At 52.4% G+C, this 19,960-nt stretch carries 19 protein-coding genes and 2 pseudogenes; 4 read left to right on the forward strand and 17 right to left on the reverse strand.

Annotation, left to right across the window (positions count from 1 at the left end; genetic code table 11):
• Nucleotides 1-31: 31 nt before the first annotated feature.
• From NIG5292_RS05660 to pip, 4 genes are all read right to left on the reverse strand, one after another.
• Nucleotides 32-1,675, reverse strand: coding sequence for an ABC transporter ATP-binding protein (locus tag NIG5292_RS05660; protein WP_048598521.1), 1,644 nt, complete (start codon nucleotides 1,673-1,675; stop codon nucleotides 32-34).
• Nucleotides 1,672-2,877, reverse strand: coding sequence for an ABC transporter permease (locus tag NIG5292_RS05665; RefSeq protein WP_082136635.1), 1,206 nt, complete (start codon nucleotides 2,875-2,877; stop codon nucleotides 1,672-1,674). Before NIG5292_RS05665 ends, NIG5292_RS05660 begins: the two co-directional genes overlap by 4 nt.
• On the reverse strand, nucleotides 2,874-3,872 hold the full coding sequence (locus tag NIG5292_RS05670; RefSeq protein WP_048598522.1) for an ABC transporter permease: 999 nt from the start codon (nucleotides 3,870-3,872) through the stop codon (nucleotides 2,874-2,876). Before NIG5292_RS05670 ends, NIG5292_RS05665 begins: the two co-directional genes overlap by 4 nt.
• Before the next feature lie 87 nt (nucleotides 3,873-3,959).
• Nucleotides 3,960-4,937, reverse strand: a complete 978-nt coding sequence (gene pip, locus NIG5292_RS05675; protein ID WP_048598523.1) for a prolyl aminopeptidase — start codon at nucleotides 4,935-4,937, stop codon at nucleotides 3,960-3,962.
• Nucleotides 4,938-5,009: 72 nt separating this feature from the next.
• Here pip and ubiG point away from each other — a divergent pair, with 72 nt between their 5' ends.
• Entirely contained in the window at nucleotides 5,010-5,756 is a 747-nt protein-coding gene (ubiG, locus tag NIG5292_RS05680; protein ID WP_048598524.1) for a bifunctional 2-polyprenyl-6-hydroxyphenol methylase/3-demethylubiquinol 3-O-methyltransferase UbiG, read from the forward strand.
• Here ubiG and NIG5292_RS05685 read toward each other — a convergent pair.
• From NIG5292_RS05685 to NIG5292_RS15120, 5 genes and pseudogenes are all read right to left on the reverse strand, one after another.
• Nucleotides 5,753-6,196 (reverse strand): MarR family winged helix-turn-helix transcriptional regulator, encoded by a 444-nt coding sequence (locus tag NIG5292_RS05685; RefSeq protein ID WP_048598525.1) that lies wholly within the window; start codon nucleotides 6,194-6,196, stop codon nucleotides 5,753-5,755. The genes ubiG and NIG5292_RS05685 overlap by 4 nt on opposite strands.
• Nucleotides 6,196-7,011 (reverse strand): carbon-nitrogen hydrolase family protein, encoded by an 816-nt coding sequence (locus tag NIG5292_RS05690; protein ID WP_048598526.1) that lies wholly within the window; start codon nucleotides 7,009-7,011, stop codon nucleotides 6,196-6,198. Before NIG5292_RS05690 ends, NIG5292_RS05685 begins: the two co-directional genes overlap by 1 nt.
• A complete protein-coding gene (gene grxC / locus NIG5292_RS05695) occupies nucleotides 7,008-7,262 on the reverse strand; it encodes a glutaredoxin 3 (protein ID WP_048598527.1) in 255 nt (84 codons plus the stop codon). Before grxC ends, NIG5292_RS05690 begins: the two co-directional genes overlap by 4 nt.
• A 33-nt stretch (nucleotides 7,263-7,295) precedes the next feature.
• On the reverse strand, nucleotides 7,296-7,859 hold the full coding sequence (locus tag NIG5292_RS05700) for a ComF family protein (protein WP_233488189.1): 564 nt from the start codon (nucleotides 7,857-7,859) through the stop codon (nucleotides 7,296-7,298).
• A 21-nt stretch (nucleotides 7,860-7,880) separates the two neighbouring features.
• Nucleotides 7,881-8,006, reverse strand: a pseudogene (locus NIG5292_RS15120) (double zinc ribbon domain-containing protein); the annotation flags it as partial.
• Between NIG5292_RS15120 and NIG5292_RS05705 the strand changes: the two are divergent.
• Both NIG5292_RS05705 and hemH read left to right on the forward strand, forming a co-directional pair.
• A complete protein-coding gene (locus tag NIG5292_RS05705; protein WP_306372341.1) occupies nucleotides 7,971-8,849 on the forward strand; it encodes a methyltransferase domain-containing protein in 879 nt (292 codons plus the stop codon). The pseudogene NIG5292_RS15120 and the gene NIG5292_RS05705 sit on opposite strands and share 36 nt — an antisense overlap.
• A 60-nt stretch (nucleotides 8,850-8,909) precedes the next feature.
• Nucleotides 8,910-9,980: a ferrochelatase gene (gene hemH, locus NIG5292_RS05710; RefSeq protein ID WP_048598791.1), complete on the forward strand. Its 1,071-nt coding sequence runs from the start codon at nucleotides 8,910-8,912 to the stop codon at nucleotides 9,978-9,980.
• A gap of 19 nt (nucleotides 9,981-9,999) precedes the next feature.
• On the opposite strand, the gene NIG5292_RS05715 is transcribed toward hemH, so the two are convergent.
• The 4 genes from NIG5292_RS05715 to NIG5292_RS05730 all read right to left on the reverse strand — a co-directional run bounded on the left by NIG5292_RS05715 (nucleotide 10,000) and on the right by NIG5292_RS05730 (nucleotide 13,940).
• Nucleotides 10,000-10,371 (reverse strand): hypothetical protein, encoded by a 372-nt coding sequence (locus tag NIG5292_RS05715; protein ID WP_048598530.1) that lies wholly within the window; start codon nucleotides 10,369-10,371, stop codon nucleotides 10,000-10,002.
• Between the two features lie 33 nt (nucleotides 10,372-10,404).
• A complete protein-coding gene (locus tag NIG5292_RS05720) occupies nucleotides 10,405-10,782 on the reverse strand; it encodes a hypothetical protein (protein WP_143081915.1) in 378 nt (125 codons plus the stop codon).
• Nucleotides 10,783-10,868: 86 nt separating this feature from the next.
• Nucleotides 10,869-13,193 carry a calcium-binding protein gene (locus NIG5292_RS05725; protein WP_048598532.1) on the reverse strand — a complete coding sequence of 775 codons (2,325 nt, stop codon included), beginning with the start codon at nucleotides 13,191-13,193 and terminating at the stop codon, nucleotides 10,869-10,871.
• A 162-nt stretch (nucleotides 13,194-13,355) separates the two neighbouring features.
• Nucleotides 13,356-13,940, reverse strand: a complete 585-nt coding sequence (locus NIG5292_RS05730; RefSeq protein WP_048598533.1) for a L,D-transpeptidase — start codon at nucleotides 13,938-13,940, stop codon at nucleotides 13,356-13,358.
• A gap of 158 nt (nucleotides 13,941-14,098) precedes the next feature.
• On the opposite strand from NIG5292_RS05730, the gene dalA reads away from it, so the two are divergent.
• A complete protein-coding gene (gene dalA / locus NIG5292_RS05735; protein WP_048598534.1) occupies nucleotides 14,099-14,647 on the forward strand; it encodes a divisome-associated lipoprotein DalA in 549 nt (182 codons plus the stop codon).
• On the opposite strand, the gene NIG5292_RS05740 is transcribed toward dalA, so the two are convergent.
• The 4 genes and pseudogenes from NIG5292_RS05740 to NIG5292_RS05755 all read right to left on the reverse strand — a co-directional run bounded on the left by NIG5292_RS05740 (nucleotide 14,639) and on the right by NIG5292_RS05755 (nucleotide 19,912).
• Nucleotides 14,639-15,136, reverse strand: a complete 498-nt coding sequence (locus NIG5292_RS05740; RefSeq protein WP_048598535.1) for a L,D-transpeptidase family protein — start codon at nucleotides 15,134-15,136, stop codon at nucleotides 14,639-14,641. The genes dalA and NIG5292_RS05740 overlap by 9 nt on opposite strands.
• A gap of 83 nt (nucleotides 15,137-15,219) precedes the next feature.
• A pseudogene (locus tag NIG5292_RS05745) lies at nucleotides 15,220-16,389 on the reverse strand (beta-barrel domain-containing protein).
• Nucleotides 16,389-18,638, reverse strand: a complete 2,250-nt coding sequence (locus NIG5292_RS05750; RefSeq protein ID WP_048598536.1) for an ATP-binding cassette domain-containing protein — start codon at nucleotides 18,636-18,638, stop codon at nucleotides 16,389-16,391. The pseudogene NIG5292_RS05745 and the gene NIG5292_RS05750 overlap by 1 nt, the downstream one beginning before the upstream one ends.
• Nucleotides 18,635-19,912: a TolC family protein gene (locus NIG5292_RS05755; RefSeq protein ID WP_233488179.1), complete on the reverse strand. Its 1,278-nt coding sequence runs from the start codon at nucleotides 19,910-19,912 to the stop codon at nucleotides 18,635-18,637. The genes NIG5292_RS05750 and NIG5292_RS05755 overlap by 4 nt, the downstream gene beginning before the upstream one ends.
• Between the last annotated feature and the right edge of the window lie 48 nt (nucleotides 19,913-19,960).

Below are 19,960 nucleotides of genomic sequence, written 5' to 3' on the forward strand. Positions count from 1 at the left end.
GGCCCGCTCTCACTTAGCTTCATTAGATCGCCTACATTTTACCGACGGCTGCATCACCAATGTTTTCCATGCCGCGTTCCTCAAGCAGATTGGTCAGCCAATCAGGGTCCATTTCGGGCACAGATGACAGCAGCAAATCCGTGTATGGGTGATGCGGCGGCTGGAACATCTCTGCCTTGGGCCCCTGCTCCACAACACGGCCATCCTTCATAACAACAACTTCATCAGCAATAGATTTCACAGTAGCAAGATCATGCGTAATGAACATGTAAGTCAAGCCAAGCGTATCTTGCAGATCAGCAAGTAATCGCAAAATACCCTCGGCAACCAATTGATCCAGCGCACTTGTGACCTCATCACAGATGATGAATTTTGGCTCAGCCGCAAGCGCACGGGCAATTCCGACGCGCTGTTTTTGACCGCCAGACAGCTCGGACGGTAAGCGGTCACGATACTGTGATGGCTCCAATTCGATCTGCGTCAGCAACTCATCCACACGTTTGGTTTTTGCACGGCCAGTCAGGCCCATGTAAAACTGCACAGGACGACCAATGATTTCTGCGATCGTTTTGCGCGGATTAAGCGCCGTATCAGCCATTTGATAAATCATCTGAGCTTGGCGCAGCTGCATCTTATCACGCTGCTTATATGAAGCGGGCAGTTGCGCACCATCAAACTCAACATGACCCTGTCGTGGAGCCAGCAGGCCGGTAATACATCGCGCCGCTGTTGATTTACCCGAGCCAGATTCGCCCACCACGGCCACTGTCCGACCAGCGTGCATGTCGAAACTAACGTCGCTCAAAACATCAACCTTGCCGTACGCCGCCGTGACGCCACGGACCGAGACAACAGGCGTTGCGCCGGTATGAACAGCGGGCTTTGCGGGGCGCTCAAAACTGCGGACGGCCCAAAGCGATTTCGTGTAGTCTTCTTGTGGATTGGCCAGCATTTGGCGCGTATCTGCGGTTTCAATCTCATCGCCGCGCAGCAAAACCTTAACCCGATCTGCCATCTGCGCGACGACTGCCAAGTCGTGCGTGATATAAATCGCGGCGGTGTCAAAATCCTCAACGATCTTGCGAATGGCCGCCAAGACCTCAATCTGCGTAGTTACATCAAGCGCAGTTGTTGGCTCGTCAAAAATGATCAAATCAGGGCGGCAGGCCATGGCCATGGCTGTCATTGCCCGCTGCAACTGACCGCCTGAAACCTGATGCGGATAGCGAAAACCAATTTCATGAGGGTTGGGAAGGCGCAAACGCTCGTAAAGCTGCATCGCATCTTCTGAACTTTCTGCACGCACCATCACGCCATGCTGGGTAGGTGCCTCAGTGTGCTGATCAATGATCTTATGCGCAGGGTTAAAGCTGGCGGCAGCAGACTGTGCAACATAGGCGATGCGCTTACCGAGTAACCCACGTTTTACATCGGCGGATGCTGAGACCAGATCGATACCATCAAAATTAACAGAACCAGACGAAATGCGGCACCCATCACGAGTATACCCCATTGCAGCAAGTCCAAGCGTGGATTTACCCGCCCCACTTTCACCAATTAAACCAAGAACTTCGCCACGCTTAAGGCTTAGGTTCACACCATTGATAATGGGCGACCACACCTCATCACTGCGGCCTTCGATGTAAATATCGTTGATCGTTAAAAGATTACTCATGACTTCAGTCCCGACGATCTGTGAAGCATCCAGTCCACCACAAAATTCACAGCAACCGTTAGCAACGCAATTGCACCAGCCGCCAAGAGGGGTGCTGCTGCTACCTGTGGCGCAAAGGCGGCAAAGTTAATGAACTGCGCCAAATCACGAACCATCGTGCCCCAGTCAGCAAGGGGTGGCTGAATTCCGACGCCAAGAAACGACAGCGATGCAATGGTAAGAAACACGAAACAAAACCGCAGACCAAATTCGGCCAAAAGAGGCGCAGTGGCGTTAGGCAAAATCTCTTTGAAGATCAGGTAGCCCATGCCCTCACCGCGCAATTTTGCGGCCTCGATGTAATCCATAACGACGATGTTATAGCCAACCGCGCGCGCCAAGCGGTACACCCGCGTGCTATCGATGACGGCGATGATTACAACCATGAACAATGTCAGCGGTATACCCAAACGCGGCGCCCAAACGGCCGCGATGGTCATCAAGAGCAGCGCAAAAATAAGCGATGGAATTGCCATCAAAACGTCAACCGCACGGGACATGATTTGATCAAACCATCCGCCAAGAACAGCTGCCAGAAAACCAAGCGAGCCTCCAAGGAAAAACGCCAGAAGCGTGGTGACGAATGCGATGCCAACTGTGTTCTGCGCACCATAGATCAAACGGCTCAACAAATCGCGACCCAACTGATCCGTACCAAGGGGAAATTCTGGGTTACCTCCAATGGCAGGGTTGCCGCCCGGTACAATATTAGCCGCGACACCCTGAATGATTTCGTCCTGACCGTATGGCGCAATGACCCCCGCAAAAATTGCAGCTATTGAATAAAGGATGATCATCAAGATGCCGAAAGACGCGGTCAATGGCATCTGACGGAACAACTTACGCGATCCATTGGTGCCGATGCTGCGCCCAACGACGCGGAATAGCCACGCGGCAATGGTAAATAGCACAAAGGCCTCCATCGCTTTGCCAGCAAAGAAGTACTTATTGGCAACCAACGGATCAGCATCACGCGACAACGCATAAAGCCAAATCGCGCCCATGATAGCAACCAAACCAAAAATATAGCCGAACGCGGTTGCATAGGGCATATCGCGAAACACAGGCTCATCTGGCTTCAACGCACGCGCAACCGAACGGAAAGCCCATGCGAAAACCGCCATGCCAACAAAAAACAGAACCACAGTCACGAAACCGCTCATTTTGGATGCCTCAGACGTGGGTTGGATAAGATCGACATAATGTCAGCCGCGAGGTTAAGCAGAATATATGCCCCTGCGAAAATCAGACAGCACGCCTGCACAACAGGTATGTCACGCAACTTCACACTATCGACGAACAGCTGGCCAATACCCGGATAGACAAAAACAGTCTCGACGACGACGACGCCAGTAATGAGATAGGCAAGGTTAAGCGCGATCACATTGATAATCGGCGCAAGTGCATTGGGAAGCGCGTGCTTGACGATTACACGCATCGGGCTGATGCCCTTAAGGCGCGCCATCTCGATGTAAGGCGAGGCCAGCAAATTGATAATGGCGGCGCGCGTCATCCGCATCATATGGGCCGTAACAATCAGAGTAAGCGTAAGCGCGGGCAACAACGTGCGCTCAAGACGCTCAGAAAAGCTCATCCCATCAAAGATGTTCGAAAGGGACGGAAGGATCGGGTTCAACACTGCAAGAACCAAGATCAACACATATGCCAAGAAAAACTCGGGGCTAGAGATGCTGGACAGCGTGAAAATGTTGGCCGCCCGATCAAAAATAGTCTCGCGGTAGAGCGCGGCAAGAACGCCCAGAAAAACCGCCAGCGGCACAGCAATCATCGCTGTCACACCTGCCAAAAACATCGTGTTTTCGAAACGCGGAGCAATAGTTTGAGCGACTGTACCAAGGCCTGATCCTGCGTCGCTACCAACAAAGCTGCTGAAATTAGCGGCGGCAAAGCTTGTGCCCAGATCACCGCGTACTGCACCGGACAGCCAATCAAGATAACGGGCAAAAAACGGCTGATCCAAACCTAAGTCTTTGCGGATCGCCTCAACGGCGTCTTTGGTCGCACCCTGACCCAAAATGCTTTGAGCAAAATCGCCAGGGAGTAAGTTAACTGCGGTAAAAATGACAATTGAGACAACGAACAGCGTCACAAGACCAAGGCCAAGTCGCTGTAATATAATCTTTGAAACGCTTCCCAAACTGGTCTCCAACAATGACGAGCGTACACGCCCCCGAGTGACCAAGTTAAGGAAAATAGAAATCGTGTAAAGGCTTAACGCCCGCGCCTAGGCCAGTCTGGTCGCCAAACGGTCCATCGTGCGCACCAATTCTTCGCTGATGCCCGCCTCTGAAAGTGCGTGTCCTGCGCGCGCAATCAGCTTAAGCTCTGCCTCAGGCCAGTTTTGGGCCAACTTATAGGCCGACGTCGGCGGGCAAATCATATCATATCTACCTTGTACGATTATCGCCGGAATACCGCGCAGCTTGTCCATGTTATCAAGAATTTGATGGTTCTCGCCCAAAAAACCCGCGTTCATGAAGTAGTGATTTTCGAGCCGTGAGAAAGCACGGGCATATTCAGCTGGTGCGTCACCACCGGCACCCTCGTTCATGATGCTGGCCAATGCATTTTCCCAAGCAGCCCAAGCGCGCGCATAGCGCACCTCGGTGGCGTGATTGCCCGAAAAGAGGCGCTTGTGATACGCACCAATCATGTCTGCCCGCTCTTCTTCCGGAACAAGGTTCTCAAAGGGGGCCCACAGATCAGGGAAGAACATCGCAGCGCCGCCACCGTAAAACCAATCAAGTTCAGCGCGGGTCATCAAAAACACACCGCGCAAAATAAGTGCCTTTGCGCGATCAGGATGTGCTTGCGCGTAAATCAATGACAGCGTCGCACCCCAGCTACCGCCGAACACCACCCAACGCTCAATACCCAAAGTTTCACGAATAAGCTCAATATCGCGCACCAAGTGCCACGTTGTATTATCGTCGACGCTGGCGTGAGGTCTTGATCGCCCACACCCTCGCTGATCGAATAAAATAATTCGGTATTGTGCGGGATCAAAGTACCGCCGCATCGTCGGACTACATCCACCACCCGGACCGCCGTGCAACACAACGACAGGTATGCCATCGGGGTTTCCGCACTGCTCCATATAGACAGAATGGCCGTCGCCAACGTCCAGCATCCGTTGATCGAACGGTGCAAGCGCCGGATAAAGGTGCGACAAGGCGCGGCGGGGGGATGCGTTTCTGTCCATGAATGACCTATATAACCCAAAAGAGCGCCGAAACATCCGGTGCGCCATGTTTTTTTGTCATAGGGACACATCATGACCAACGCACAAACAACCGTCGATCCCGCAGAAATCGCAAAATTCGAGGCAATGGCGGCAGAATGGTGGGACGTAAACGGTAAATTCAAGCCCCTTCATATGCTTAATCCGTGCCGTCTTGATTACATCACAAGACAAATTGCTGCTGAGTTTGGCCGTGATCTTGCCAAAGACGCGCCTTTTGAAGGGCTCCGCATTCTTGATATCGGCTGTGGCGGCGGTTTGCTGTGCGAGCCGATGGCGCGCCTTGGCGCCACCATTGTTGGGGCAGATGCTGCCGAGAGAAACATTCCCGTAGCAAAAGTCCATGCAGAACAATCTGGACTGGATATCGATTACCGCTTCACAACCGCAGAAGCCATGGCCGAAGCAGGCGAGCAGTTTGACGTGGTTCTCAATATGGAAGTGGTCGAGCACGTAGCAGACCCACTAGCATATCTAACAGCATGCCAACAGTTGCTAAAACCCGGCGGGTTGCAAATTTGCTCAACGCTCAATCGCAATCCCAAAAGCTATTTAATGGCGATCATCGGCGCAGAGCACATCATGCGCTGGCTGCCAAAGGGTACTCATGAGTGGTCAAAATTCATCACGCCTGACGAGTTGTTCGAATTGCTGACCACCTCAGGAATGACACCCGTCGACCGTAAGGGCTTTGTCTTCAACCCAATCTCGTGGAGTTGGTCGATTTCTGAAAAAGACCTTAGCGTGAACTACGTGACAGCATCCACAAAACCGACCTAATCGTCCGCCAGCTTTTGGCGCATCTCGCGTAGAATTGGCAGGGTACGGCTTATCTTGTCATGCCCGATATCTTCGACCATCTGGTTTACCAGCGGCGTAATTTTACGCACCGCTTCATCACGCGCCGCCCGCCCAGCGCCGCTAATGGAAACCAGCTTACGCCGCGCATCGTCCCAATCGGGGCGGACGTGGACAAAACCCATCAGATCAAGTTTGTTAATCGTGTTGGTCATAGCCCCGCGGGTAAGTCGAAAACGGGCGGCGAGCTGTGCTGGCGTGCGCTCCCCCGTGCTTGCAGCAAGATAATTCAGCACTGTTAAATGAGAAATTTCCATCCCATGGGGCAGCGCCTTGGTGACACGACTACGCAACAACTGATCAATCGCCAGAAGCTCAACGACAAGCGCCGCGCCAAGGGTATCAGACGTAGTAACCGGCATTAGGGCCCTTCGAAAGGTTGGTTGTGCCCCCATGCAGGAACACGCTTACGGGCTTTTAATACCTGATTTTTGTCAATTTCAATATAGCTGACACCAACGCCCTCGCCAAAGTCGCTAAGCACGTTTCCCCAAGGATCAAGTGCCAAAGAGTGCCCGTATGTTTCGCGGCCCTCGTGCGCGCCCCACTGCGCAGGCGCCAGAACATAACAACCTGTCTCAATTGCACGGGCGCGAAGCAACGTCTCCCAATGCGCCTTGCCTGTGGCGACGGCAAACGCAGACGGCACCATAAGCACCTCCGCACCACCCTGTGCCAAAGCGCGATAAAGATGCGGAAACCGAACGTCATAACAAATTGTCATGCCAATATTCAGACCGTCTATACGCCCTAAGACCGCAGAAGAACCAGGTCTGTAACCGCGCGATTCCTGATAGTATTCAGCCTCTGACAACGTGACGTCAAACATATGAATTTTGTCATACCGCGCAGTAATATTCCCCGAGCGATCAATCAAAAAAGACCTGTTGGCAAACCGACCATCAGCATCCTTTGTTTTGAGGGCCAAAGACCCAATCAACAAATTAACCCCAAGGGTTGCAGCCAAATCACGAAGCTTTGTCAGCGTAATATCGTCTGCTTCAACGTGCAGAACTTCCATTTGCCGCGCACGACTTACGGAAACACAATTCGTCACCTCAGGTGTTGCAATAAACTCCGCACCGGATGCCGCCGCTTCTTCGATAAGCGCCGTTGTCCGTACAAGATTTTCTGCAGGACAATCACCGGAGTTGAGTTGTAGAAGGGCTGCCTTCACGCCAGCAATTTATCCAACTTGCCTGCACGATCCAATGCAAACAGGTCGTCACATCCACCCACATGGATATCGCCAATGAAGATCTGCGGTACAGTACGCCCGCCATTGGCGCGCTTGATCATTTCACCCTTGCGGTCAGGCTGAGCCAAAATATTAATCTCTGAAAAGCTTACGCCCTTCTGGCTGAGAAGCCGCTTGGCAGAATGGCAAAAGCCACACAGGGGTGACGTATAAAGTTCAACAGTTTTCATTTTAGGGCGCTCCAATTTTTAGTTGCTAGATAGTTAAGTATCTTTTCCCGCGCGCGCCAGTGTGATGACGAACACCTCGCCAGCACGTGAAGATGCCAGCGCGTTTGCCGCCTCCGCGAGCGTGGCGCCTGTGGTCATTACGTCATCTACTAACAAAATTGGTCGCTGAGCGATCTTTAAGGCGCGTTTTGGATTGACCGTTATCGCGCCGCTTAAAATGTTTAGTCGATCATCGCGGGTTTTACCCTCCAGCATCGGTGTCCGTTGAGGCCGCTGCAAAACATCTGGGCCGTATTGCAACCCCAACTGTTGCGATAGGCCGCGGGCCAGCTCAGCAGACTGATTGTAGCGCCGACCAAAAAGACGCGACCAATGAAGCGGTATTGGCACGACCAGCATATTATCACGCCTAAGCGGCCTGGCATGCTGCGCCATCCATTTTGCAGCAGGTCGAACAAGATCAAGACGATCACCGTGTTTAAGGCCAAGCACCATCCGGCGACCAAAACCGCTGTAATGAAACACGGACCGGCCAGCACTCCACGGTCTTGGTGCGTGCAAGCAATCGTCGCACTGCATACCATCGACTTCGCTCATCACTTGGGCGCCACATTTTCCACAAACACTGCCATTCAAAAAAGAAACCTCACCCCAACAATCCCCACAAAGCGCGTCAGGCCCGCCGGTCAAGGTGTCGCAAGTTAGGCAATGATGAGGATAGATCAGCCGAAGTGGGTTTTGCATTACAACTTTCCTGACTACATGAGCAACATGACACAACAACCGCCCCTTACAGATACGCACACCCTGCACCTGCATCACAAAAACCGTCGGACCCCCGATGGAATGTTTTTGCAACAAGAAGCATTCGATGAAATTTCAGAAAGACTGCTTGGGGTTAAGAAGTCGTTTACGAAAACAGCTGTGGTTACATCGTGGCCAGACCTATGGGCGCATATTGTGGAGGGGGCGGACGTCATCCACCCTGATGATACACTGCGATTTGCGGACAACGGCTACGATCTGATCGTTCACGCAATGGATCTACATTGGGCGAATGATCCTGTCGGGCAAATTGTGCAGTGTCGAAATGCGCTCAAGCCTGATGGATTATTTTTGGCCGCTTGTTTTGGTGGCCAGACCCTAAACGAGTTACGAAGTGCTATCGCCGAGGCTGAAAGCAGAGTAATGGGCGGGCTGTCACCACGCGTTGTGCCTATGGGTGAAGTGCGCGACTACGGTGCGCTGCTTCAAAGAGCGGGCTTGGCGCTTCCGGTTGCGGACACTTTGACGCTGCCTGTGAGTTACAGCGACACGACTGCCCTGATGATCGATCTGCGAAAAATGGGGGAAAGTAACGCGCTTACCGCACGTACCAAAAAGCCCACGCCAAAATCCGTTTTCGACGCGTTAGAGACTGTTTATCGCCAGAATTTCTCTGATGGTGAAAGGCTGATCGCTACATTCGAAATCATTTTCTTGGCCGGTTGGGTGCCCGATGCAAGCCAACAAAAACCCCTCAAACCGGGATCGGCAAAGATGAAATTAACAGATGCTCTGCGTATTCCTGATGGCCCAAAAGATTGACCTGAAGCGATTTCCAGTTATCTGGCAATCTAACGCACTTATACCCACGGACTTTAGATGATGTTTGACGCGAAAACGAATACGAGCGACGAGGCTGTCTGCCCCGTTCACGCACCAAGCGATCACCCAAAGGTGAAGCCTGCTAAGATTGGAGTTTTGGTCGCCAATCTGGGCACACCGGACAATTACGACTACTGGTCGATGCGCCGGTATTTGAACGAGTTTCTGTCCGATCGGCGCGTCATTGATTACAGCCCGTGGCTTTGGCAGCCGCTTTTGCAACTGATCATTTTAACAAAGCGTCCATTTTCTAGCGGCGAAGCGTATAAATCGATCTGGAACCACGACGAGGGCGAGAGCCCTTTGATGACGATCACAAAAAAACAAACCGCCAAGATAAAAGCGCAGATGCAAGAGACCTATGGCGATGATGTCATGGTCGATTTTTGTATGCGCTACGGAAATCCGTCTACAAAATCCAAGGTCCGCGCAATGATCGAAGCCGGATGTCAGAAAATTTTGTTTTTCCCGCTGTATCCACACTACGCCGGAGCAACATCAGCCACCGCAAATGACGAATTCTTCCGCGTTTTGATGAAAGAAAAATGGCAGCCAACCGTACGCACAGTACCCGCATATTATGAGCGTCCGGATTATATTGAAGCGCTAGCCCAGTCGATTGAGACTGCCTACGCCAAGGCCGAAAAGCGCCCCGAAATATTGGTGTGTAGCTATCATGGTGTGCCTCAGCGGTACCTGATGGAGGGTGATCCGTATCACTGCCAATGTCAGAAAACGACGCGCCTTTTGAAAGAGCGTTTGGGCTGGGATGACACGCAGATCATCACAACGTTCCAGTCTAAATTTGGACCCGAAGAGTGGCTTCAACCTTACACCGTCGAGGAAGTCGCGCGGCTTGCGGAAAAGGGCAAAACAAATATTGCGGTTTGTGCGCCTGCATTCTCAGCTGATTGCATTGAAACTCTTGAAGAGATCAACGAGGAAATTTTTGAGAGTTTTGAAGAGGCCGGTGGCCACGACTTCCTCTATATACCGTGTCTTAATGATGATGATGCTCACATTGCTGCGCTCTGCAACACAATCGACGACAACCTGAAAGGCTGGGTATGAACGCCATGCCTGCCAGCGATTAGTCTAGCTGCGCACCTGACCAAGTGATCAGGACCTCTCCCAGAGGGCCTGATGCACCGCCTACCCCCGCGATTTCGTCAGCTAAAGGCCCCGCTAGAACGGCAGTGACTGAAATTTGGGTGCTGCCTGCAAGAATGTTGCCGGCTCCCGACGTGCCAAATCCAAGTGCCGAGGCATCTGTTTGCGTACCGTTCACCAAAGTGGGGCCGCTGAATTCAATATCTGTGATTTCGATCATCTCTGCGCCCGTAGGATTATAATTCGCCGCCCCCCATTGGCCGATTGTAGCGCCACCTGTACGGACACTATCGGCAAGGACATCAGCGCGGCCAGCACCACCGATAAAACGTAAGGTCGTACGTGCGTCCATTGTGACAGCGTAAGTTGCGGTACCGTCTGTGACCTAAGCAATCGCAGTGCCCTCATAAACAGTCGGAACTATTAGAACCGCAGAATTAGCAGAGGCCCGCACAGCAAGCTTCACATTCCCTCCAACCGGCGAAACGGGGAAAACGTGCTGCAGACCCAAACCCAACGCGTTTTCAATCAAGCCGACGCTGATCTGATCAATGATCAGACTTCTGTTAGTCAAATTCGCTTCCGTTTGACCCAGAGCAGTTTCAAGAGACAGGCTATCAAGACCCAAGGTTGCGACAGAAACAATCACATCTGGATTGGGCGTAGGGTCAGGCGGGTCCGGTGGATCAACAGGAGGATTAACCACAACCGGTCCACCGCCCGTCGTTGCACCACCACCACCGCCGCTTGCAATTAATGTCACAATAAATAATGCGGCAACTACCGCCCTGCACACAAACTTAAAAAACATAGGTGCCATAGATCACAGCAGGTTTAATAAACGCCTAATCACACCCACAAATCACCAACAGACAAAGCATCAAGGCCAACCCCCCACAATTCAATCATAGTGCCCTCAAGCGAGAATTCCGCATGACCATTTGAGTTGGTATAGAACTGATCAAGCGCTGACTGGCGGGACGAAATGCCGTCAAACCCAGTCAATTCCAAGCGATCAATTCCCACATCAAAATCTGCGCCAATCACCACGGCCTGATCCGTGAGAGAAGTACGCCCAATCACATCATTGCCATGCATTGGGCGGAACACAAATACGTCAGCACCGTAACCACCATTCAGAATGTCATCGCCACGGCCACCTTCCAATGTGTCGTCACCCCAGTACAAAAACGCACCAAAATCACCCACCAGAATGTCGTCACCCGCGCCGCCCTCAAGGGTGTCGTTGCCGTAACCACCAAGCAGCGTATCCGCGTTATCAGAAAGACTTGCCACGTCACCATCAATCAACTGATTGGCACCACTTAAAGCGAGCAGAAAATCATTCCCGATACCGCCCTGCATTTGCGCCCCACCGTTTGTATCAAAAATGCTGTCATTTCCCGTATTGCCCTCGAGGATATCGCGACCACCACCGCCAGAAAGTATGTCATGACCATCACCGCCCGACAGGCTGTTGGCGGTGCTATCACCCAAAATCATATCATCGCCTGCTGACCCCAACACACCTTCAATGCTTTGATACGACTGACCTGTAATGTTGACTGAGTTAAGCGATGGATCGTCGAGCGATACGGTCACTTGCGTAAGCCCAGCAAAACTAATCACATCCAACCCCGTGCCGCCAATAAAGCTTGCATTTGATTGGCTTGCCTCGAAGATTGTCGTTTCAGTCGATGAGGAGAAGATCAGATTTCCGCCCCCAGACCCGCCTTCGATCAGATTAACCGTGGGCCGAGACAGAGTTGTATCCAGAATGTGAACAATGTCATTGGCGCCCGCGCGCGCACCAGTAACGACAACCAAAACCTCTGAACCGTAGGTAAGGCGAAACCCGTCTGACCGGCCTTTCACTTCCATCTGGTCAAACGAATAGATCGACCCCCAAGCAGATAAATCAAGCCGATCCTCAATCAGATCGAAATTACGGATCGTATCTGTGCGGCCGTCAGATGTTAGGATGAACCGATCCGCACCGTCACCGCCGTAAAGAACGTCATTGTAGGCACCATCAACAAAAAGATCACCACCACCGTTGCCGTAAATGACAGACGGCTCATCACCCGCGATAAGAAGGTCACTCTGTGGAGTTCCTTGTATAGTGCCCTCAATAACCGGCGTAGCATTCGGTAGCAAAGAAAGGGGCAACGTAAGCTCCGCAACGCCATTAATTGTGTCACTACTTACAAACACACGAAGCGTGCTAGACGTTTTCATCACTTCAATGTCATTGATCGTACCAAGAGATGCCTCAACCGTATCCGCGAATTTACCCAGTGACAGCAACCGCCCGTCACTCATAACGCTTAGCAATGAAATCCCCGCATCAGCGCCGCCCACCAGAATGAAGGCCTGACCTTCGTGGTAGAAAGTCTCTACAGCAGCGGCGTTATTCAAGCGTGTCTCACTCGTATCAATCACAAAATCGAGCAAGTTCAGCGTATTAGTCGAAACACCAAGGGTCGCCAGCGCGCCGTGATCCGTTGTGACAAGTGCAATATGCTGTTCGCCTAATTCAATCACCTGAACATCAACAATGGCGCCAAATCCAAGCCCCTCAACCGCGCCGAGGCTATCGATAACGCCAATGTCCCCAGACACGGTTCTTTCCAGTAAGATCACACCGCCAGACGCAGACCCCGTGAGGATAAAATCACGACCATCAAGGGTAAATTCAACAATGCTTGAGATATTGCTGCCATATGCATGATCGCTGGCAACATTATCGTCGCTCGTAGCAGTTGTGGTATCATCGCCCACAGAAAACTGATGCAGACCGCTGACCCCATACCCCCCAGCAAGCAGCGATAGGCCGCTTCCGTTTTGGCTGACAGTATAATTGACCGCGTAATTTGCATGAGACAGGTCGGCGCTGTTCAGGCCGCTAAAAGCCCAACTGATTGGCGCACCGCTTGCGGTAAATGATCGTGTACCAAAATTTAACGTGATGTCCGGCGCAAGGGCTGCAATGGGCGCCGCATCAATGTCAAAGCCACCGCCATCAAGCGAGACAGTCTCGTACCAATCATTTTGAAAGCCAAAAACGCCCAGATATGTACCTGCCTGATTGGCAAAGACTGCCAAATCACGCGGCCGCATATCTTCATTTGGCTCGCCCCAAACGTGGCGAACCTGAAAACTCAAGTTCAACATAAAACTCACCCACCTATTACCCTAGCGGGAAGCTAACCGCACAGGGTTAACGCAGCTTCAGCGCAACTAGGCAATTGAGTGATCAGTTTGTGGCGGAAATTGGACAATAAAAAACGGCGGCCTGCAGACCGCCATTATTTAAGACTTTATAAAAACTTATCTTCAAATGAGCAAAACCTGAGTACCCACTTTGGTCAAATCAAACAGTTCTTGGACGTGTTCATTATAAAGACCAATGCAACCGTTTGATGACCGGCGCCCAATCTTGCGCGTGTCATGGGTGCCGTGGATACGGTAATATGTCCAACTCAGGTACAGCGCATGGGTCCCGAGCGGATTGTCCGGACCGGGACCAATGAAGTCGGGCCATTCGGGGTTACGCTCTTTCATCGAAGGGGTCGGACGCCAGCTTGGGCCATCTACTTTTTGCGTGATCCGCGTACGCCCTAGACGGGTCAAATCATCTGAAAGCGGCACACTGGTAGGGTAGAGTTTATAAACACTCTCGTCCTCGGACCAATAATGCAGTGCACGAGACGTCACATCTACAAGCACGGCGCCATTCTTGAGATTGCTAAAGTAAGGCTGCCACTCAAGCGCACGAAAACTTGAGATATTGCGACGAACAACTTCGGAGATGTCGCGCTCAACCTCAATTTCCTCATCCAAGGCAAGTGCTGGGCTGGCCAATGACGTGGCGGCGGCGCCGACAAACGCGCGGCGGCTCAATTTAAAAGTGTCGCTCATCAATATCGCTCCTGGTAAAACCATTTGAGACGTAATTATTGCCTGAAAGCCGCACTAGCAAATCAAACAAGCGTTAGATCGCCACGATTTTTCCAATCTGGGTTTGATCTACAACGGTGTTGGTTTACAGGTTGGGAAAGGTTTGAGGTTTAATTGATATGATCCGTCCCATTCTTCTTTCGCTGACAGTTGCGCTTTCATTAGCGGCTTGTACCCCGATTACGTCAGGACAGCTGGCAATCGATGGAAAGCCTCGGCCAAAGCTATATCAAATCCGCGAACGCGATACTGCCAAAATCCAATTCCGCACGCTGGATTCAGTAAATGCACTGCGCCAAGCGTCCGGGGCAGGACCAATTGAGCTGAGCGCTGAGTTGACGGCGGCAGCAGCCACGCATGCGCGCGATATGTCGGTGCAAAACCGACCATGGCACTTTGGCTCTGACGGGTCGTCCCCATTAGACCGCGTCGCACGCGCTGGATACTCTGGTGCATTCATAGGTGAGGCAATCTCGGAAACTTATGAGACCGAGCTAGAGACATTGGCCGCATGGATGGAAGAAGAAGGCACACGCCGTGTTATTCTGAACACCGATGCAACTGAAATGGGTTTTGCGTGGTTTCAGGAACCAAATGGCAAAATCTGGTGGACGTTGGTTTTAGGTGAGGCTACCGCAACACCCCAAGAGCCGCTGCCCTTAGGGTAAAATCACAATTGGCGTTCCAGTTTGGACCATTGAGTAGATTTCCGTCATCTCACGATCTGTTACGGCTATGCATCCCCACGTCCAATCCCCTCGCGCCCGTTGAAAGCGTGGGCCGCGACCATGGATGAAAATATCCCCACCCGGTTCAACGCCTGCTGCCTTGGCGACAGCCACGTCGTTTGCATTCGGATATGAAATACCCAGAGACAGATGATACGCGCTATTGGGATTGCGGCGGTCGATGCTGTACGTCCCCTCAGGTGTCCGGCCATCACCTTCGGCCTTTTTATGGCCTTCAGGCGCAAACCCAAGACCAATATTATAGCGGCGCAGAACGCGCTTATTATGCATCAGCCACATTTTGCGGCGTGATTTTGACACCGTAATCTGCGTAACCTTAGGACCGCGGTAGGCTTTAGGCGCGCCCATAAGACCGCATCCCGCAAGCCCAAGGCCCATAAGTCCAAGGAGAAGTGTTCGCCGCTGCATCAATACCTGCCCTCAGTTTTTCACTGTCTTTCGGCACATTTACTGCAAAACGCTACTATCACAAAGACATTACTGAATACGGCCTATGGCTCGCGAAACGCCTCCCGCGATTTATACAAAGGCTTCATGAGATACCGCAGCACAGTCTTTTCGCCCGTATGAAGCTCTACTTGCGCCTGCATCCCGGGCCGGATCTCAATGTATGCTTGCCGGTCGTTCAGATTAGCAAGATCAACCTGAAGCGTCACTTTGTAATGCGGATCACCGTCTGGCTTTCTGTCATCCTTAAACGTGTCCGCCGAGATAAACTGAACCTGCCCCTTCAGACTTCCATAGATCGTGTAATCATAGGCAGAAAGCTTTATGGTCGCGTCTTGCCCCCGCTTGATGTTGGCGATGTCCTCGGGCCGCACGCGCGCCTCAACGAACTACTCTTCATCAAGTGGGATGATCTGAAATATCTCCTCGCCAGGCCGCACAACGCCATCGATCGTCGTAATGCTGAGGTTATTCACCACGCCACGCATTGGGGACTTAATAATCGTTCGTTCGAGTTGATCTTGGGCAACTTTCAAGTTTTGCCGCAACGTCGCAATTTCTTTCAATGTATCTGAATACTGCCCAGCGCGCTCCAGCTCAGCTTGCGTTACGATTTCATTGTATTTGATCTCGGCGTCACCGTGGGCTTTGCGGGCGCGGGTAACTTCAATCAAAGAGACGATTTTACGTTCAAGCAAATTTTCAAGTAGCTCACGTTCCTTAGCGGCCTGCGCTAACACGTTCCGCGCGCCTTGGGTTCGGCTGACGTAATCACTTTGCCTGGCGTTCAAGAGCGCTTGCTCGGAGGCGACCATCTCAGGCTGCCGCGCAGCAAGATCAGCAGCAACATCAAAATCAAACGCGCCAGCAACTTCTGCCTCAAGGCGCAGACGGCGAACCTCAAGCGCGTCAATCTGTTCTTGCAGATCATCGACCGCCGTTTGAAACCGCGTAGCATAAAGTGTGGCAAGCACTTGCCCCGGCTGAACCGTATCGCCTTGGCTAACCAGCATCTCTGACAGGATGCCGCCTTCAAGGTTCTGAATGATCTGAGGGCGCGAACTGCTGACGACCTCACCATCGGCGCGCACAATCTCATCAATCCATGCAAACGCGGCCCAGCCAATGAACACCGCCAATGTCGCGGCAACGAGCCAGATGATAATGCTTGGCCCACGCATTGTTTCGTTCAACTCTGCGTCAATAGTTGCCATCAGCTTACCTTCTTTTTGGTTTGGGCAAGGTGGTTAAGAACTTTTTCGCGCGGCCCATCAACCGTGAGGCGACCGTGCTGCAAAATCAAAGTCCGCTCTGTAAGCGCAAGGATCGGAACCCTGTGTGTGGCAATGATCGCGGTGCGCCCAGTAAGCCAGCCCTTCAGCCGTTCAACAAGTGCACCCTCAAGTCCTTGATCAAGCGCGGCTGTCGGCTCGTCGAGCAGCACAATCTTGGGATCCTGCAGCCAAATCCGCGCCCATCCGATGGACTGACGCTGGCCAATCGAAAGGCCCTCACCCCCATCGTGGATCACCAGATCCAAACCCTTGGGGTGGTTTTTGACATGTTCACCAAGTCCCGCAAACTCAAGCGCCTGCATTAAGCGGTCATCGTCACGCTCAAGCATGTTCAAGTTCAGGTTATCACGCAGTGTCCCTGTGAAAAGCCGCACATCCTGAGACAGGTAACCCACGTTGCGACGGATATCCTTGGGGTGCACTTGGTTCATATCCACACCGTCCAAAAGAACCCGACCGTCAGTGGGCGCATAGAGCCCTGACATCAACTTAAGCAAAGTCGACTTCCCAGAACCGTTGCTTCCTAACACCGCCACAGTCTGTCCCGGCAGGATTTTCACTGCAGCCACATCAAGTGTTGGCGCGCCGTCTACATCGTACTGGAATTTTAGGTCGCGCAACTCAAACGTACCCTCCATCATTTCACGGCGAAGGTATGTTCTATCCTCGTTAAGTTCCTGCTCTGCATCAGCTACGTCATCAAGACCATCCAGAGCGGCTTTGACGTTTGTCCAACGCGCCATAGTACCGGCAAATTGAGTAAGGGGGGCAAGTGTACGGCTTGTGAGAATGCCAACAGCGATGATGGACCCAACTGTGAACTGTCCGGCAAAAACCATATACGTGCCGACCACGACCGCCGCTACATAAGTCGCTTGTTGTACACCTTGGCTCCAAAATGTGAGCGTACTTGCCAGCTTGCGCTGCTCTGACGATTTCAAGCTAGAAAGCGTCATCAACTCGGTCCAGACGCGGCGAAAACGCTCTTCGCCGCGCTGTGCTTTTACGGTGTCCGCTTCGTAAATCGCTTCGTGCAATAACCGGCTTGCCTTGGCGCTGGCGCCTTGTGTCTCTTGCGTCAGCTTAATCATGCGTTTCTGAAAGAAGAACCCAGGGATCACCATCAACGCGCCACCGGCAACAAGGACCCAAACCAAGTCACCTGCGATCGACCAAACCAGCGCAAGAAAGACAAACACAAACGGAATATCCGTCAGGCTGCCAATGGTTGAGGCCGTAAAAAACTCGCGAACAGAACCGAACTCGCGCATGGCATTGTAAAGAGATGAAGGGGAGGCGCCCTTACCGGCTTTCATACCTAAAACGCGCTGCATCAGCACATTTTGAACTGAAAGCTCAATCTGACGGCCCGCTGAATCAAGCAGTCGCGCCCGTGCAATCTTTAGAAATGCTTCCATCAAAAGAGCCAAGCCAGCGCCAACAAAAAGCACCCAAAGCGTTGCCGTAGACTGATGGGGAATGACGCGGTCATACACCTGAAGCGAAAACAGCGCGACTGACACGGCCAAGATATTTGCCACAAAAGAGCCCACGCCAACCTCAATTAGTTGACGCTTATACTTGGGGAACTCGCCCCAGAACCAATGCGCGCGCGCAGACTTCGCAGCATGCTTCGTGGCAAGCTGTTGAAGGCGCACCTCACCGCGCACAATGATGCCTGTAAAGACGCTTTCAAACTCCTCTAGAGGGACCTCTGCGCGATTGTCTGAACATGTGATGTCGTAAATCGTCAGGGTATCTTGGCTTTGCTGCAGCACCAAAACAAACTGGCCGCTCGTCATCATTGCAATGGCTGGCGAGTGATCTGCCGTACAAACATTCACCGTCGCCACCTCAGTGGTGAGGCCCGCCTGTTTAAGCCCGCGCGCCATATCGCCTGCCGTTACTTCGCCAGTATTATGATCTGCATCAGAGACCATCGCCTCAAGAACGTCAGAGGTCACTGCTTCCACGCCCAAAATACCCGCATAAACACTTGCAAGCTGCGCCCGTGATCTCAGTTTCTCTGCAAAGGGATCAACAGCGGGCGTGACATCAATATTGGGCGTAGGCTCTGTCTGCGCTTCCGCTTTGGTGCTGCGGGTCACTTTTTGCAGCTTGCCGTCTTTTCGGGCGTTGATATCAAAGGCAAGAACAGGTCCGGTCAAATCTCTTCTCCGTCTGCCAACAAACCAAGTTCTTTGGCGATTTCCAATTGAATGCGAGCGACCTCGAATTGATGGGTGACATGTGCCCGTTCACTGCGGATTTTCGCCTCGTAAACGTTGATCACATCCATCACGGGCCGCTGACCCGCATCATATTGCTGCTCAAACAAATCAAGGTTCGCGTTCGCACCATCTAGCAAAGACTGGCTCTGTGCTTGCTGGCGCTGAACCGAGATAAGCTGTTGCTCAAGCTTGGCGAGGCGGCGGTTGCTATCCTCTACGGCTTGGGCAACCTGTCGCTTCGCCGCATCCCGCTGTGCATCAATTGCCTTCAGATCAGAACCCAACCCAAAGCCGATCCCATTTTCAGCCTCAGCTGAAACACCTGCGCCACGCGACCCGTCACTGCCGACAGAACCACTTAGCGTCAGCCCCGGCAACAAACCAGCACGGGCCGCAGTGGCCTCGGCAATTGCGCGGTCTTTCTCGGCATGCGCGCGCATGACCAACAGCGGCTCGGCACTATCGCTCATAACCGGAATACCCGAGATACCCATCACATCATGGATAGAGGTTGCAGACATTGCGGCAAGTTCAGCTAAAGCAGTGTTCGCCTCCTCCACATCTTGCGCATAGGCAGACCGGATCTCAGCCGCTTTTTGGTGAATGACCTGAAGATCAGCGCGGTTTGACACACCACCACGCACCCGTTCGCTCATCACCCACTCAAATTTCGCCATCCGCTCTACCGCAGATTTGCCCACACGCGCGCGGGCTTTGGCACTTTGTGCGGTTAGATATAGATCGAGACCTGTGTAAACGCGGTTATTGGTATCTATCGCCAAATTTACTGCAGCGACCTCAACATCAGCAGCAGCAAACGCGCGTTCGGCCTTTTTCTTTCCATTATCAAAAAGAACCTGTTCGACCAGCAGACTTGCCACAACACCACCCAAAGATGTCAGCGATACAGACGGACCAATCGTGGGTAGCCAGTTCTTGGAACGCGCCTGCGATCGTAATTTGGCCGCACGCAGCTCAGCCTCGGCTGTGCGTGCATTTGCTGCCAGCACACCATCGCTGATTTCAGAAAACGGGCTACTTTTTGGCAGAACACTCTGGCGCGATTGAAGCGTTGTGATGATCTTACTTGATGACGATTGCGCCGCATCAGCGCTATTAGTTTTAGGTGAAAACAACGCTTTGGTTCCACGTGTGACTTCGGGAAGCGGGTTCATACATCCAGACAGCACAACCACGGCAATACCTGCCACGATTATTGGTCTTTTGGGGATGTTGAAAGTCACCACTTAGTCTCCACG

Source organism: Nereida ignava (genome assembly GCF_001049735.1).
Classification (GTDB): Bacteria; Pseudomonadota; Alphaproteobacteria; order Rhodobacterales; family Rhodobacteraceae; genus Nereida; species Nereida ignava.

What these genes read in the sequence shown, in the direction of transcription:
- ubiG (WP_048598524.1), top strand. Translation starts at nt 5,010, where the DNA reads ATGACCAACGCACAAACAACCGTCGATCCCGCAGAAATCGCAAAATTC.
- NIG5292_RS05685 (WP_048598525.1), bottom strand. Translation starts at nt 6,196, where the DNA reads ATGCCGGTTACTACGTCTGATACCCTTGGCGCGGCGCTTGTCGTTGAG.
- NIG5292_RS05660 (WP_048598521.1), bottom strand. Translation starts at nt 1,675, where the DNA reads ATGAGTAATCTTTTAACGATCAACGATATTTACATCGAAGGCCGCAGT.
- NIG5292_RS05725 (WP_048598532.1), bottom strand. Translation starts at nt 13,193, where the DNA reads ATGTTGAACTTGAGTTTTCAGGTTCGCCACGTTTGGGGCGAGCCAAAT.
- NIG5292_RS05700 (WP_233488189.1), bottom strand. Translation starts at nt 7,859, where the DNA reads ATGAGCGAAGTCGATGGTATGCAGTGCGACGATTGCTTGCACGCACCA.
- grxC (WP_048598527.1), bottom strand. Translation starts at nt 7,262, where the DNA reads ATGAAAACTGTTGAACTTTATACGTCACCCCTGTGTGGCTTTTGCCAT.
- dalA (WP_048598534.1), top strand. Translation starts at nt 14,099, where the DNA reads ATGATCCGTCCCATTCTTCTTTCGCTGACAGTTGCGCTTTCATTAGCG.
- NIG5292_RS05705 (WP_306372341.1), top strand. Translation starts at nt 7,971, where the DNA reads ATGATGAGGATAGATCAGCCGAAGTGGGTTTTGCATTACAACTTTCCT.
- NIG5292_RS05665 (WP_082136635.1), bottom strand. Translation starts at nt 2,877, where the DNA reads ATGAGCGGTTTCGTGACTGTGGTTCTGTTTTTTGTTGGCATGGCGGTT.
- NIG5292_RS05730 (WP_048598533.1), bottom strand. Translation starts at nt 13,940, where the DNA reads ATGAGCGACACTTTTAAATTGAGCCGCCGCGCGTTTGTCGGCGCCGCC.
- NIG5292_RS05715 (WP_048598530.1), bottom strand. Translation starts at nt 10,371, where the DNA reads ATGGACGCACGTACGACCTTACGTTTTATCGGTGGTGCTGGCCGCGCT.
- NIG5292_RS05740 (WP_048598535.1), bottom strand. Translation starts at nt 15,136, where the DNA reads ATGCAGCGGCGAACACTTCTCCTTGGACTTATGGGCCTTGGGCTTGCG.
- pip (WP_048598523.1), bottom strand. Translation starts at nt 4,937, where the DNA reads ATGGACAGAAACGCATCCCCCCGCCGCGCCTTGTCGCACCTTTATCCG.
- hemH (WP_048598791.1), top strand. Translation starts at nt 8,910, where the DNA reads ATGTTTGACGCGAAAACGAATACGAGCGACGAGGCTGTCTGCCCCGTT.